At 70.1% G+C, this 13376-nt stretch carries 14 protein-coding genes; 8 read left to right on the forward strand and 6 right to left on the reverse strand.

All coding sequences use genetic code 11. The annotated features are described in order from the left end of the window. Genes allB through ABZ801_RS36025 form a run of 3 tightly spaced genes read left to right on the forward strand, consistent with a single transcriptional unit; the run spans window position 1 to window position 2406 of the window. Entirely contained in the window at window positions 1–1356 is a 1356-nt protein-coding gene (gene allB, locus ABZ801_RS36015; RefSeq protein ID WP_360706914.1) for an allantoinase AllB, read from the forward strand. Then, window positions 1353–2210, forward strand: a complete 858-nt coding sequence (locus ABZ801_RS36020) for a bifunctional allantoicase/(S)-ureidoglycine aminohydrolase (protein WP_360706917.1) — start codon at window positions 1353–1355, stop codon at window positions 2208–2210. Before allB ends, ABZ801_RS36020 begins: the two co-directional genes overlap by 4 nt. Before the next feature lie 28 nt (window positions 2211–2238). After that, a complete protein-coding gene (locus tag ABZ801_RS36025) occupies window positions 2239–2406 on the forward strand; it encodes a hypothetical protein (RefSeq protein WP_360706919.1) in 168 nt (55 codons plus the stop codon). A gap of 193 nt (window positions 2407–2599) precedes the next feature. Here ABZ801_RS36025 and ABZ801_RS36030 read toward each other — a convergent pair whose 3' ends face one another. Further along, window positions 2600–3259 (reverse strand): TetR/AcrR family transcriptional regulator, encoded by a 660-nt coding sequence (locus ABZ801_RS36030; protein WP_360706922.1) that lies wholly within the window; start codon window positions 3257–3259, stop codon window positions 2600–2602. A gap of 155 nt (window positions 3260–3414) precedes the next feature. Here ABZ801_RS36030 and ABZ801_RS36035 point away from each other — a divergent pair, with 155 nt between their 5' ends. Genes ABZ801_RS36035 through ABZ801_RS36045 form a run of 3 tightly spaced genes read left to right on the forward strand, consistent with a single transcriptional unit; the run spans window position 3415 to window position 6806 of the window. Further along, entirely contained in the window at window positions 3415–4998 is a 1584-nt protein-coding gene (locus ABZ801_RS36035; protein ID WP_360706924.1) for a bifunctional 3-(3-hydroxy-phenyl)propionate/3-hydroxycinnamic acid hydroxylase, read from the forward strand. A 6-nt stretch (window positions 4999–5004) separates the two neighbouring features. Beyond that, a complete protein-coding gene (locus tag ABZ801_RS36040) occupies window positions 5005–5931 on the forward strand; it encodes a VOC family protein (RefSeq protein ID WP_360706927.1) in 927 nt (308 codons plus the stop codon). Next, a complete protein-coding gene (locus ABZ801_RS36045; RefSeq protein WP_360706930.1) occupies window positions 5931–6806 on the forward strand; it encodes an alpha/beta hydrolase in 876 nt (291 codons plus the stop codon). The genes ABZ801_RS36040 and ABZ801_RS36045 overlap by 1 nt, the downstream gene beginning before the upstream one ends. A 309-nt stretch (window positions 6807–7115) precedes the next feature. On the opposite strand, the gene ABZ801_RS36050 is transcribed toward ABZ801_RS36045, so the two are convergent. Then, complete coding sequence (locus tag ABZ801_RS36050; RefSeq protein ID WP_360706933.1) at window positions 7116–7289, reverse strand: hypothetical protein; 174 nt, start codon at window positions 7287–7289, stop codon at window positions 7116–7118. Between the two features lie 943 nt (window positions 7290–8232). On the opposite strand from ABZ801_RS36050, the gene ABZ801_RS36055 reads away from it, so the two are divergent. After that, on the forward strand, window positions 8233–8700 hold the full coding sequence (locus tag ABZ801_RS36055) for a MarR family transcriptional regulator (RefSeq protein WP_360706936.1): 468 nt from the start codon (window positions 8233–8235) through the stop codon (window positions 8698–8700). Between the two features lie 384 nt (window positions 8701–9084). Here ABZ801_RS36055 and ABZ801_RS36060 read toward each other — a convergent pair whose 3' ends face one another. The 3 genes from ABZ801_RS36060 to ABZ801_RS36070 form a co-directional block, all read right to left on the reverse strand. Beyond that, the gene (locus ABZ801_RS36060; protein ID WP_360706939.1) at window positions 9085–9399 is read right to left on the reverse strand and encodes a hypothetical protein; all 315 of its coding nucleotides are present in this window, start codon (window positions 9397–9399) and stop codon (window positions 9085–9087) included. 529 nt (window positions 9400–9928) lie between these two features. Then, window positions 9929–10474 (reverse strand): alpha-ketoglutarate-dependent dioxygenase AlkB, encoded by a 546-nt coding sequence (locus ABZ801_RS36065; RefSeq protein ID WP_360706942.1) that lies wholly within the window; start codon window positions 10472–10474, stop codon window positions 9929–9931. Window positions 10475–11329: 855 nt separating this feature from the next. Next, a complete protein-coding gene (locus tag ABZ801_RS36070) occupies window positions 11330–11533 on the reverse strand; it encodes a hypothetical protein (RefSeq protein WP_360706945.1) in 204 nt (67 codons plus the stop codon). Between the two features lie 261 nt (window positions 11534–11794). Here ABZ801_RS36070 and ABZ801_RS36075 point away from each other — a divergent pair, with 261 nt between their 5' ends. Further along, window positions 11795–12385, forward strand: coding sequence for a DUF4189 domain-containing protein (locus ABZ801_RS36075; protein WP_360706948.1), 591 nt, complete (start codon window positions 11795–11797; stop codon window positions 12383–12385). A gap of 232 nt (window positions 12386–12617) precedes the next feature. Here ABZ801_RS36075 and ABZ801_RS36080 read toward each other — a convergent pair whose 3' ends face one another. Continuing rightward, window positions 12618–13223 (reverse strand): hypothetical protein, encoded by a 606-nt coding sequence (locus ABZ801_RS36080; protein ID WP_360706951.1) that lies wholly within the window; start codon window positions 13221–13223, stop codon window positions 12618–12620. Between the last annotated feature and the right edge of the window lie 153 nt (window positions 13224–13376).

Here is a 13376-nt window from a genome sequence, read left to right on the forward strand (position 1 = left end):
GTGACGACGACGAACGACACCGGACGTCTCCGCGTCATCCGAGCTCGCCGGATGGTGACGGCCGAGGGGGAGACGTCCGCGAGCGTGGTGGTCCGGGGCGACAAGATCGTCGGTGTGGAACCGTTCGGCGTGGCCGTGCCGGACGCCGATGTGGTGCGGCTGGCCGACGACGAGGTGCTGCTGCCCGGGCTCGTCGACACCCACGTCCATGTCAACGACCCCGGTCGCACCGACTGGGAGGGGTTCCCCAGCGCCACCCGGGCGGCCGCGGCCGGGGGTGTCACGACGCTGGTCGACATGCCGCTCAACAGCATCCCGCCCACGGTGGACGTCGCGGCGCTGGACACCAAGCGCAGGACCGCCGCGGAGCAACTGTTCATCGACGTGGGCTTCTGGGGCGGCGCGGTACCGGGCAACGTCCCGGACCTGCGTCCCCTGCACGAGGCGGGGGTCTTCGGCTTCAAGTGCTTCCTGCTGCACTCGGGCGTGGACGAGTTCCCCCCTCTCGACCCCCGCCGGCTCGAGGCCGCCATGCGGGAGATCGCCTCGTTCGACGGGCTGCTGATCGTCCACGCCGAGGACCCCGCCGAGATCGCGCACGCGCCGGCCGCGCACGGCACGCGGTACGGCGACTTCCTCGCCTCCCGGCCGCGCGAGGCGGAGAACCGCGCGGTGCGCCGGACCGTCGACCTCGCCCGGCGCACCGGCTGCAGGGTGCACATCCTGCACGTGTCGAGCGCGGAGGCGGTGCCCATCATCGCCGAGGCGCGCGACCAGGGCGTCGGCGTCACCGCCGAGACGTGCCCGCACTACCTCACCTTCGCCGCCGAGGACATCCCCGGCGGCGCCACCCAGTACAAGTGCTGCCCGCCGATCCGCGAGCGGGACAACCGCGACCGGCTCTGGCAGGCCCTTCGCGACGGCGTCATCGACCTGGTGGTCAGCGACCACTCGCCGTCGACCCCGAACCTCAAGTGCCTGGACACCGGCGACTTCGGCGCGGCCTGGGGCGGCATCTCCTCCCTCCAGCTCGGCCTGCCGGCGACCTGGACCGAGGCGCGCGCCCGCGGCTTCGGGCTCCCCGACGTGGTCCGGTGGATGGCGCAGGCACCGGCGCTGCAGACCGGGATGCGCCGCAAGGGCCGGATCGCGGCCGGCCACGACGCCGACTTCTGCGTCCTGGCGCCGGACGAGGAGTTCCTCGTCGACGCCCGCGAACTGCACCACAAGAACGCGATCACGCCGTACGACGGCCGCCGCCTCACCGGCGTGGTGCGCGGCACCTGGCTTCGGGGCCGGCGGATCGACCTGGACTCCGCCCCGCGAGGCCGGATGCTCACCCGGCAGGACACGTGACCGACGACGAAAGGCAGGAGAGCATGAGCGGCCGGTACTACGCCCCCACGGGGGGACTCCCCGCCCAGACCCAGCTCACCACCGACCGTGCCGTCTTCACCGAGGCCTACGCCGTGCTGCCGCGCGGCACGATGACCGACATCGTGACCAGCCGCCTGCCCCACTGGGAGGACACCCGGCTGTGGGTCATCGCCCGGCCGCTGTCGGGCTTCGCCGAGACCTTCTCCCAGTACATCGTGGAGGTGTCGCCCGGTGGCGGCTCCGACCGTCCCGAGCCGGACCCCGACGCCGAGGGCGTGCTGTTCGTCGTCGGCGGCGAGCTGGAGGTCACGATCGAGGGGGACGGGCACGTGATGGGGGAGGGCGGCTACGCGTTCGTCCCGCCCGGCGCGACCTGGACGGTGCGCAACGGCGGCCAGGAACCCGCCCGGTTCCACTGGATCCGCAAGAGCTACGAACGCGTCGAGGGCATCGAGGCGCCCGAACCGTTCGTCACCAACGAGCGCGACGTCGAGCCCGTCCCGATGCCGGACACGAACGGCGCCTGGACCACCACGCGCTTCGTCGACGTCGACGACATCCGCCACGACATGCACGTCAACATCGTGAACTTCGAACCCGGCGGCGCCATCCCGTTCCCGGAGACCCACGTCATGGAGCACGGGCTGTACGTTCTCGAGGGCAAGGCCGTCTACCTGCTCAACAAGGACTGGGTCGAGGTGCAGGAGGGCGACTTCATGTGGCTGCGCGCGTTCTGCCCGCAGGCGTGCTACGCCGGTGGGCCAGGCAGGTTCCGGTACCTGCTCTACAAGGACGTCAACCGCCACGCGAAGCTAGGCCGCGCCGGTCTGTGACCCGTGAGTGACGGGCGCCCTGTGCGCAGTGCACCGCGACCTCGCCAGCCACGGTCTCGGACAGGCCACCGGTCTCCAGATCGTCCGTGACATCGGGGACGTCGAGATCTGGGTGGCCCTGGCCGTCTGGGCGCTGACGTTCGCCGCCATGCTCCCCCGGGTGGTGGCCACCATGCGCCGGGCCCCGGCGCCGTAGCCGGTCACGACATCGGGATCCCGACGCGGCGGGCCGCGGCCTGGGGGCGGAGCCGTGGCCTTGGGAGCGGCGGATGACGGCCGCGTCCATCGCCCGCGAGGGACGAGGCCGACGGGTCGGCGTCCGCCGCAACGGCTTCACGGTCGGGAACGGGCGCGCTCGAAACGAGGTTGCGACCCGGATGACCGGGGGGTCAGTCCCGCGTGGCGGTGCCGGCGCGCAGCCTGGCCACTCGTGCCTCTCCGAGCGCGGCCATGGCCTCGGCGAGCAGCCTCATCTGGTCGGCGAGGTCGCGATGGGGCTCGGCCTGCATGGCGACGAAGGCGCCGTCGAACCCGGCGATGCCGAAGTAGTCCAGGTCGTCCGCGACGGCCTGTGCGATCTCCTCGCCCTCCGGTGCGAAGGACTCCGCGATCATCCTGTTCATGTGCACGCGGCCGTCGTGCCGCACCTGCTCGATGATGGAGTCGACTTCGGCTTCGGCGGCCTCGGCGCTCATGACCAGGAGCAGATGCAGGCGCAGGAAGTCCGGGCGCGCCATGAAGGCCTCGCCGGTGCGCAGAAGGAACCACGTCAGCCGCTCACGCGGGGTGTCGCCTTCCGGGCCTTCCGCCTGCGCCTGCCGCATCGCCGCGAAGAACTCCCGGGCACCGCGGGCCATGACCGCCGACAGCAGCCCCGCCTTGGAGTGGAAGTGGTGATACACCGCGCTCTTCGGCAGGCCCGTCTCCCGGCTCAGCACCGACAGCGACGTGGCGGCGTAACCGCGCTCCGCCATGATCCGTGAGGCGACGTCCAGGATCTCCTCCCGGGACCTGCGGCCACGGCTGTTGCCGATCTTCTCGCCCTCCACGCGTTGAAGCATAGAGGCCCGCGCGAGCGGCATCCCACATGCCCGTTTCTGCACCGTGGAATTTCGTGGACACCGCCCGAGGGCCATGCCAGGGTGACGGTATCGTACCGAACGATCGGTACAAAACTGCCGATCGGAAGCCGTCCGGAGCCCGTATGACCCAGCACTTCGATGCCGACGTCGCGATCGTCGGCTACGGTCCCACCGGCGTGACCGCCGCGCTGACCCTCGCCAAGCACGGCATCTCGGTCGTGGCGTTCGAACGCGACGCGGACATCTACCCCCGCGCCCGTGCCGTCACCGTCAACGACTGGACGATGCGGATCTTCCAGAGCCTCGGCATCGACGAGCGGATCACCAAGGTGATCGAGCCGCAGCGGGCGCTGCGCTGGGTGACCTATGACGGCACCGAGATCATGCGTGTCGAGCACCCGCCGTCGACGCTGGGCGTCAAGCCTCGCTTCTACAACATCTACCAGCCGGTCATGGAGGCCGAGCTGCGCGCCTGCGCGGAGGAGTACGGCCCCCTGGTCGACGTCCGCTACGGCGTCGAGGTGACCGGGCTGGACCAGGACCTCAACGGGGTCACGGTGACGACGACGGACACCGCGACGGGGGAGAAGCGCACCGCGCGCGCCCGCTACGTGATCGGTGCCGACGGCGGCGGCAGCGCCACCCGCGGCATGATCGGCAGCCGGCTGCTGGGTGACACGCTCGACGTGCAGTGGATCGTCATCGACTGCCGTGTCAAGCGCTGGTGGCCCGACCGCGACCTCCTCACGTTCTGGTCCGACAGGCAGCGCCCGGTCGTCGACATCGCGCTCTCCGCCGGCAACCACCGCTGGGAGATCCCGCTCAAGCCGCACGAGACCGAGGCCGACTTCACGTCGGAGGAGGACGTCTGGCCGCTGCTCAAAGCGATGGGTGTCACCGACGAGGACGTCTCGATCCACCAGTGGGCCTTCTACCGCCACCACACCCGGATGGCCGAGACCTGGCGCGCGAACCGCGTCTTCCTCGCCGGAGACGCCGCGCACCTCATGCCGCCCTGGGCCGGAGCCGGGATGCAGACCGGTATGCGGGACGCGCACGACCTGGGCTGGAAGCTGGCCCGGGTCCTCAAGGGCGAACTCGACGAGAGCTGGCTGGACACCTACGAGATCGAGCGGCGCCCCAATGCCGCGTTCTTCACCGACCTGGCCGTCCGGCTCGGCCGGGTCATCAAGCAGGAGGCGACGCCTGCGGAGATCGAGGAGATGGACCGGGTGCCGGAGAACACGGTCACTCCGTTCGAGCCGCCGCTGATCGCCCCGCCGGTGCTGGAGACGGGCTGGATCCGGGGGCCCGTCGGGGACGCCAGCATCGTCGGCCGTATGCTTCCGCAGCCCATCACGGGGGACGCGACCGGCCGGATGGCGCGTCTGGACGACCTGCTCGGCGACGGCTTCGTGCTGCTGGGAGCGGACGTCGACCCGGCCACGCTGCTCCCTGCCGAGGAGCGCGCGCGGTGGGACGCGCTCGGCGCCCGCTACGTCGCGATCCGTCCCAAGACGGCCTACACGCGGGGCCCCGAGGAACTGGTCGACCTGGACGAGGTCCTTCTCCCGTGGCTGGCCCGCTACGGCGTCCGCGCCGTCGCGGTGCGCCCCGACCGATTCGTGGCGGCCGCCGACGTCTCCGGCCTCGCCGTCCCCGACTTGCCTGCCGCCCGTACCGCGGCATCGAGCATGAGGAGCTGAGTCTCAGTGACTGGAGTCAAGGAACTGGCGTACGTCGTTTACGAGGCGAGCAGCCTCAGCGACTGGGAGCGCTTCGGTGTCGATCTGCTGGGAATGCAGCTCGCCGACAAGAACGCCGACGCCCTGGCCCTCCGTACCGATGAGAAGGCCTACCGCTGGCTGGTGCGGCGGGGACCGGCCGATGATCTGGTGGCCAGCGGCTACGAGGTGGCGGACGACGCGGCCCTCGACGAGATCGTCGGCAGGCTGGCGTCCGCCGGCGTCGAGGTCACCGAGGGCGGCACCGCGCTCGCCGCGTCCCGCAAGGTCGACCGCATCGTGGTGACCACGGATCCGATGGGAAATCGCGTCGAACTGGTCACCGGCTTCGCCGACGCCGGCAGCCCCTTCCACTCCGACGTGCTGCTCGGCGAGTTCGTCACCGGCGCCGGAGGAGCAGGCCACCAGGTGCTGCTGTCCAAGGGAGTCGCGCGCGAGACGTACCTGGAGTTCTACGAGGGACTGCTCGGCTTCAGGATCTCCGACGTCATCGTCGAGGAGCTCGCGCCCGGCGTGGTCGCCGACCTGATCTTCCTACGCTGCAACCCGCGCCATCACTCCGTGGCGTTCGGGGACATGCCGCACCCGAAGAAGACCCACCACTTCATGATCGAGGTGACCGACATCCGCGATGTCGGCAGGGCCTACGACCGCTGCATGGACGCCGGGCAGCCGTTCGAGATGACCCTGGGCATGCACCCCAACGACCACATGTTCAGCTTCTACGTGCGAACGCCCTCCGGTTTCAGCGTGGAGTACGGATGGGGCGGCCTGCTCGTCGACGACGACACCTGGCAGGTCAAGACGCTCGACCGGCTGCACAGCTGGGGCCACCGGTCACCAGAGGTCGTCGCCGGCCTGCTCTCCCAGGCATCCGGAAAGGACGTTCACTGATGTCGCTGACCCAGGCCGAAGCCGCGCGCACCGTCCAGACCAGGGATTGGAGGCTCCGCTACTACGAGGCGGGCGACGGGCACCCGGTCGTCCTGCTGCACGGGAGCGGTCCGGGCGCGACCGGCTGGAGCAACTTCTCCGCCAACATCGAGGCACTGGCCAGGCACTTCCATGTGTACGCGGTGGACATGCCCGGCTGGGGCGACTCCGACGCGGCGACGGTCGAACGCCTCGACCACGTGGACGCGGCGATCCAGTTCCTCGATGCCCTCGGCATTCAGAAGGCCGCGTTCGTCGGGAACTCGATGGGCGGGCAGACCTCGCTCCGGCTTGCCACCGAGCACCCGGACCGGATCACGCACCTGGTCACCATGGGCCCACCGGTGGGGCGCATGCCCAGCCTCTTCGCCGCCGGCGACGGCCCGTCCGAGGGCCTGAAGGTCCTCATCGAGGCCTACCGCGACCCGAGCCCCGAGAACATGCGCCGGCTCGTGGAGATCATGTGCTTCGACAAGGCCAGGTTCGCCACGCCCGAGCTGTGCAAGGCCCGCTCCGACGCGGCCCTGGCCCGCCCCGAGCACCTGCGCAACTACGTCGAGGGACTGCCGAAGGGCGCGCCGCTCCCGATCTGGGTCAAGCCCGAACTGCTCCCGGCCATCCAGGTCCCCACGCTCCTCATCCACGGGCGCGACGACCGGGTGGTGCCCTTCGAGAACTCGCTCTACCTGCTCGCCAGCATCCCCGACAGCCGGCTGGTGCTGCTCAACCGGTGCGGACACTGGGCGATGATCGAGCACGCGGACGAGTTCAACCGGATCGTCACGGACTTCATCTGCCACACCCCGGAAACGGGGAATGCGCTGATCGAGCGTTGACGGTAACGAACCCGCACGCCCGCCTTTCGTGAGGAAGGCCTATCCAAACTCCAGTAGGAGAGCCCACTGAACGGGATCATGTCCTACATGTAGAGGTAGTAGGGCATGATCCCGGGCCCGTCGCGCAGGGCGAACGGCAGGTCGGCAGCGTGCGTGCCGCCCTGCCGACCAGGGGCCATGCCGCAGGGGGCCGGTCGCTGAACGCGACGGCCCCCACGACGACTGCGCGTAGCGCCGGGTCCAGCGTCCTGTCGGTGGTTCGTGTGAGGCGGGGCGAGTCCTCCAGATGTCAGGCCTTCCGCACGGTGGTCAGGGAAATGGCTCCAACCCCTGGGACTTGCCGGTCGCCCGGATGGCCGTCGTCGGCGGATTCGCCGCGGCGGTTTCAACACACGCCAAGCGGCCGAAGAGGCCACCGGCCGCGGCGGTGTTGTTGGCGTGGCTGTGGTTCATGTGGTCGGTGACGGTGCGGTTGTCGGTCACTGGCTTCTCCTTCACAGCGGTGCGAAGGCGCCGTCGGAAGGGCGGTGGGCGTGTGGCCCTGTCGCAGCTCCGGAAGCCGTGTGGTTCGGACCGCGGTCTACTTACGGTCGGAGAGTGGCTTGCGCATTGGTGGGCGACCCGTACCGGTGCGGCGGATAAGGCGAGCCATACCCGTGTCAACCTGGCGCCCTGTCTGGGCACGGTGGTGCCAGCCGAGTTATCGGTTCGTCGCTGCAGGCGATGTCCGCGAACCCGGCCACGCCCGCCGTGATCGCCGCGAGCGCGTACTCGTCCCACTCGAACGTGGTCGAGACAGTGACCTTGGGCCCGCCAACGCCGCCCCGATCCGGCGATGATGCGGCGGGCCGCCTCAATCTACGTCCAACCGTGGCATCCGCAAATCCATCAGCACCACGTCAGCGATGTGGTGCGCGGCAGCTCAGCGCCTCCCCAGCCTCGCCCACCACGGCGATGCCCCGCACGGCAGCATGGTCAACCCGGCGGGTACCAGCCGTTAGCCGTCGACGAGCAGCACCCTGATCGGCTACCTCTCCGACGCCCCCAGCCGTCCCCGGCTGGGCCCTCGCCGACAGAGGCAGACACCGGCCCGCCGACCATGCCGCCCACATGCGCCCTTCCCCGCGCACCGGAATACCAGCGCGCACCTCAAAGCCGCCGCCCGGCCTGCACATCGCTGCCGTCCACGCGACACGCTCCCGCATGCTCACCAGCCCGACGACCGTCATTGATCATTGCAGCGCCCCGCCCGTCATCACTGACCGGTTCTCGATCCTCCTGTGCGTCGCGGACGCGTCGCCGCTGCCCGGCGCCGACCACGCCCGGTCAGGATTATCTGCGCAGACAAGCATTTCACTATGTGCTCTGCCTGTGCAGTCAAGCTTCGCTGCTTCTGTACGACGGGCGGGGCAGTAGTGTTCGGCGTATGGCGACCTTGCGGTTGAGCGAGCTCGAGGACGAGGCCTGGCGGGGGTTCCTGTACGCACACGATCGGATCTGGCGTGAGATCGAGGCCGGTCTTGCACCGCTGGGCGTGAGCATGGCCGAGTACAGTGTCCTGGCCTTGCTCGGCGAGGCCGGTCGCGACGGCATGCGCATGTCCGAACTCGCCAAGCGCCGCCTGATGTCCACGGGCGGCTTCACCCGGCTCGCCGACCGGCTGGAGCGCCGTGGGCTGATCGAGCGGCGGCGGTCGGCCGAGGACGGCCGCGGTTTCGAGGCGGTCCTGACCCGAGAGGGGCGGGCACTCCTGCGCAAGGCCTGGAAGCAGCACCACGGCGACCTCCGGAGGCTCTTCTTCGACCGGCTCGACGAGGACGATCTGCGCCAGCTGACCACCATCTGGACACGGCTCGCCCCTGAGGACGAAGACGCCACGTCGTCAACACCCTGACTTGTCGTCGACGAGGGCAAGCAGAATGGCTGACCGGCAGAGGCGGTCACCACTACCACCGTGCCGGGTTCGGCTGCGCGAACGCGGTCTTTGACAACCACCCGTCCTGCCCGCCGCCGGGCCGGGGTGCCGGTTACTTGGCGGCTAGGGCGCGGCCGGTGCGGCGGACGGCGTCGCGGGCCTCGGCGGGTCGCTGGACGGCGAGGTCGGTCCGGGGCTGGGTTGACGCCGACGACTGTCCGCGTCCGACGACGGTCCCAAAGGAAGGCGAGGACGCGCCGCAGGTAGGGAGTGGAGTGGTCCAAGCCCTTGCGGGGGCCCGTAGCCGCCGCCGCGGACGGTGACCAGCACGGTGGGCATTTCTTCCAGGAAGCTCTGGGCGGCCTATCCGGCCGCCACCGTAACGAAGTCGATCCAGGTCTTGACGTGCTGCGAGACGCCGTAGTTGTAGAGCAGGACGGCGTCGGCGTCGCCCAGTTCCGCCGGCCCGGGCCAGGGGGCCGGGGGAGCGGTCTCGGACCTGTGCGGCTCCGGAAGCCCAGCACCCCCCTCTACCGGCGACCTTGCGGCCCATCCGCACGATGAGCCCGCCCGGATGAGCTGTTTCGCGACGTCCGGCACGACTTGCGCGAGCGGGTGTTTCTGGCGGCTGCTGTACGAGACCGCCGCGCGTGCCGATGAGATGTTCTCGCTGAACATGGAGAACCCGGATCTGGAGTTCCGGCGCGACCAGCAGAGTGATCGAGTACGTGCCCTGGCAGACCGGCACCGCCCGGCTGCAATCCCGCCTCACCGCCGGAGGCACTAGCGGGCTGCCGTTCCTCACCCGACCGCCGCTCGCACCAGCGGCCCCCGCGCCCCCGCGCCGCCCAACGTTTGCCCGCACACCGGCCGCGCTCCGAGCGCCTGTTCACGACCGCCTCTTCCGCCATCGATCCGCACCGTGCCAACTGGACGCTGCACAAGCTGCGCCACGGCGCATTCACCCACCTGACCGCCGCCGTACGCACCGCTCCTCACCTGCAGGCCAAGGCCCACGCCCCACCTGGACAGCCTCGCCTCCTACGTCCGTCTCGGCGGGGAAATCTCGATGCCGGATCGGTTAATCCGACGCCGAGGGGATCTTGGTGCGGGAGGGGTGACTTTCATGGACGGGCCGGTGGCCGCAGAGCCGGCGGCGATCGACGCGTCGGGCGCCCCGCCTGACCATCCTCGGCCGCGCCCGGGATCACAGGACGGTTCGCATCGTCACCGACACCCGGCGGCCACGTGGCATGCGTCCGTCCGGCCCCGGGTCGCTTTTGCGCGCGGGGATCGCGTGCCGCCAGGTGAACCGTGCCGGGCCGGTCATCACGCACAGGCTGCCGGGCACGAGCCGCACCGGTACGCGCGTCCCCTCCTCGGGGTGGGTGAACTCCATGACGCACGCCGATAGCAGGCTGACCGAGGCGACGGCCGGACCGAAGCACGGCACGCAGTCGACGTGGGCGCTGATGCCCTGCCCAGGGAGGTACTCGTTCACGATCACCTGGTCGGGCGGGCGGTCGAAGTGGCCCTCCTCATGCAGCCGTTCGGCCAGCAACACCGCCCAGGCGGGGAGCGGCGGGGCGGAGGCGCCGCCCACGCCGCGACGTCCGTAGTCATAGCGGTGCCCGTAGTGCTGTACGCGCCGCCGCAGCTGCGACGACCAGGGAGCCGTGTCGATGTCCTGGGATAGCCGCCGTTGGGCGGCGTCGTCCAGCCAGCCGGGCACGCAGAGAAGACCTGGAACCACATTCGAAAACCTATTCGATCAGGGCTGGGTCGTCCAAGCGGATCACGCCCTGTTCGGCCGGGTGGTTGTACATCTGCAGGAACGACACCGAGCAAATCTGGGGAAGCGGTCAGCCCGGTCGCCGATGCTGGGATCACCGCGCGCACGACGTCCCCGCCGAGCCCGGCCAGGGACTCTCCCGCGGCCCGTTGTCCTGGTTGTCAACCAGCCGAGACGCTCAGTAGCGCACCGGGGCCCAAGACGACATCGATGGCGCATCGAGCCACACCTGATGCCGCCCGTCAGGCACGACCGTCATACTGAAGCGGGTGACGCCCGGTCGGCCGTGGCCCAGCCAAGTCCGGTACGCAGCGGCGACCTCGTTTCGCGAATGGGCTCGTACTCAGGCGGGGGCCAGGCCACGACGGCCACCACTAGCCAACAAGCAGTCAGGATGTCGACACTGGTGCGGCATCGCTGGCACCGATCCGCACGGCAACGGCGACGTTCAGCTCCGCGACCTTGACCGGGGGCCGTTCCGGTGTTCCAGGTGGCCAGACCTGGCAGCAGACGACCGCGACGCGGGGAAGCGCGACGTGAGGACAGGCTGAGCAACTTGCACCCGGTGCGGCCTGATTCACGTCTGGACTGAATCCAGCGCCACCGGGGGTGCGGGCGCATGGACGTCAGGACGGAGCTTCGGCCAATACCGCGTGGTTGCCAGTTGTCGGCTTCGGCGAGTTCGAACAGGCGTTGTCGTCCGGAGGGAGGTCGGCTGTACGCGCGGCGACCAGTGCATCACCCCGGCGGCTGTTCGCTCTCCCTGCGCGCGGTCGACTCTGGCCAGTAGGCGAACGAACCGAACCACGGCCAGGGCTACCCTTCGGGGTCTTCGTGCTGCACCCAGGCCAGCCACTCGGCCGTGCTGTCGAGCCAGTAGTGCGCCCAGCCGCGCCGCCAGGTGTTGGCGACGCGGGTCCGACACGGGGTGGTGTGGCCGGATGCGGTCGTCGCGGTGAGGGGGAGGGGCGCCTTCTTGGCTGGGGGGCTGACCTGCGTGCTGTCCCCATCCGCGGACACGTGTTCGTGGTGTTGCTGGGCGGGGCGCTGGGAAGCAAGTCACTTCCGTCTGTGACTGCCAGCGATAGTCGGCGAATCCCTGATGGCGCCACGCGGTGCGGGTGGGCGCTTGTCACCACCACTTTGTCCTGGTGGAAAAGTCGCTATGATCTTCCGGATATCGACGCATCCCGGGGAGCGGTCACAGTGCAACCCCCTCAGCCGCCGCATGGTGGCCATCCACCCGGCTACGGATCCCCGGCCGGCCCACCCGGACCCCCGATGCCGCCCGGACAGCCGGGATGGGGGCCGCCCGGCCCGCGGCCGCCGAACAACAACCCGGCCGTCGTCATCATCGTGGTCGTCGGGGCTTTCCTGCTGCTGATCGGAGGCGGGGCCGTCCTGTGGTTGCTGGTCGGGTCCGATGGCTCGCCAGGCACACCGGCGGCCGCGAGGTCCACGCTGCGCGGCCTCCCGACTCCGCCGACCTACAGCCCCCCGACGTTCAGTCCGCCGACTTATAGTCCGCCGACCTACAGTCCGCCCAGTTCGGCGCCGTCCACCCCGGACCGCACGTACGCACCGGCACCGCAGAACTACGGAGCCATCGCCGTGGCGCCTAACGGCGCCGTCGGCAAAGCGTGGGACTACGATTCCGCGGCCGCCGCGAGACGGCGGGCGCTAAACGAGTGCCCCAGTTCCGGCTGCAAGGTCCTCACGACCTTCGTCAACGGTTGCGGCGCGGTCGCATACAACTCGAGAACCAACAAGTACTGGGGCGGCAGCGGCGCCACACGGGCCGCGGCCCAGAGGGACGCGATATCCAACGCGGGCGGCGGCCGCTGGATCACCTGGGTCTGCACCACGCGGTAGTGAAGAGCCAGCACGCGCGCCCGTCGTCCAGGATTACCCGCCCGTGATGTCGACCTCGCCATCTTCACGGTATGGGTGATGAGCCTCGTGCTGGCCGCGGTGCGACCGACGTTCCCGCTGCTGGTCCGGGGCACTGTCAGCCACTCCCCGGTCGCCTGGGGCCTGGCGTTCGGCGGCGTCTCGGTGACCTGCAGACGCGGATGCACAAGGCGGCGCCGTGACGCCCTCCGGTTCAGCGGCCGGTGATGCGATGGACCAGACCTTCGGTGTACTCCTTGGTGAACTGGCTCGCGGAACCGGTGATCTCGATCTCCCCGCCGGTGATGGGCGAGGTGACGGCCGGAGCGGACAGCACCCGGCCCTCGGCGATGATGGCGATCCTGTTGGCGGGCGGCTGCGCCTGGGCGGCCTTCGTCGTCATCGTGGCGAACGTCTGGGCGTCCTGCCGGATGAGCGAGATGGCCACGACGTGACTCGTACGGCCACGCGCGGCGTCAGGCGGCCGGACGCGGATGTCGGCGACCCGGCCGATCGTCATGCCGGACCCGACCTGGAGGCATTCGACGGAGGACAGGTCCGGTAGCAGGCCCGGCTTGCACGGGCCGGGCTCGGACTTCTGGACGGCGAGAAACCGCACCGGCCGACTCAGCACCGTGGGCCCGCCCGTATCAGGGTCTTCCTGGTCGCGCAGCACCCGAAATGTCACCAGCGCGGCCACGGCGACCACGGCGATCACGAACACCAGTCCCAGCAGCAGATGCGGCAGGAGCCAACTTCTGTTCGGCGGCGGACCGCCGGGCGCCGGTTGGTAGGGCCCATGGGGCAAAGGGTCGCTCATCACGCGGCCCAGTATGGACGTGGCGCTTCATCCGTGCCATGCCGTGTGACCGGGGGAGCGCTCGGGACGGCCGTTATCGTTCGCCGCGTCAGGCGCCCGGCAAACGGCAGCGATTTCCCTGTGCCACCCCAGGACTGGTTGAGTGCGGACTCA

The sequence above is a fragment of the Actinomadura sp. NPDC047616 genome, from assembly GCF_040642915.1.
Taxonomy (GTDB): Bacteria; Actinomycetota; Actinomycetes; order Streptosporangiales; family Streptosporangiaceae; genus Spirillospora; species Spirillospora miaoliensis.

Bases quoted from the DNA above. Each gene is read 5' to 3' on its own strand.
- ABZ801_RS36055 (WP_360706936.1), top strand. From the start codon at position 8,233: ATGGCGACCTTGCGGTTGAGCGAGCTCGAGGACGAGGCCTGGCGGGGG.
- ABZ801_RS36060 (WP_360706939.1), bottom strand. From the start codon at position 9,399: ATGTTCAGCGAGAACATCTCATCGGCACGCGCGGCGGTCTCGTACAGC.
- ABZ801_RS36045 (WP_360706930.1), top strand. From the start codon at position 5,931: ATGTCGCTGACCCAGGCCGAAGCCGCGCGCACCGTCCAGACCAGGGAT.
- ABZ801_RS36080 (WP_360706951.1), bottom strand. From the start codon at position 13,223: ATGAGCGACCCTTTGCCCCATGGGCCCTACCAACCGGCGCCCGGCGGT.
- ABZ801_RS36035 (WP_360706924.1), top strand. From the start codon at position 3,415: ATGACCCAGCACTTCGATGCCGACGTCGCGATCGTCGGCTACGGTCCC.
- ABZ801_RS36075 (WP_360706948.1), top strand. From the start codon at position 11,795: ATGCCGCCCGGACAGCCGGGATGGGGGCCGCCCGGCCCGCGGCCGCCG.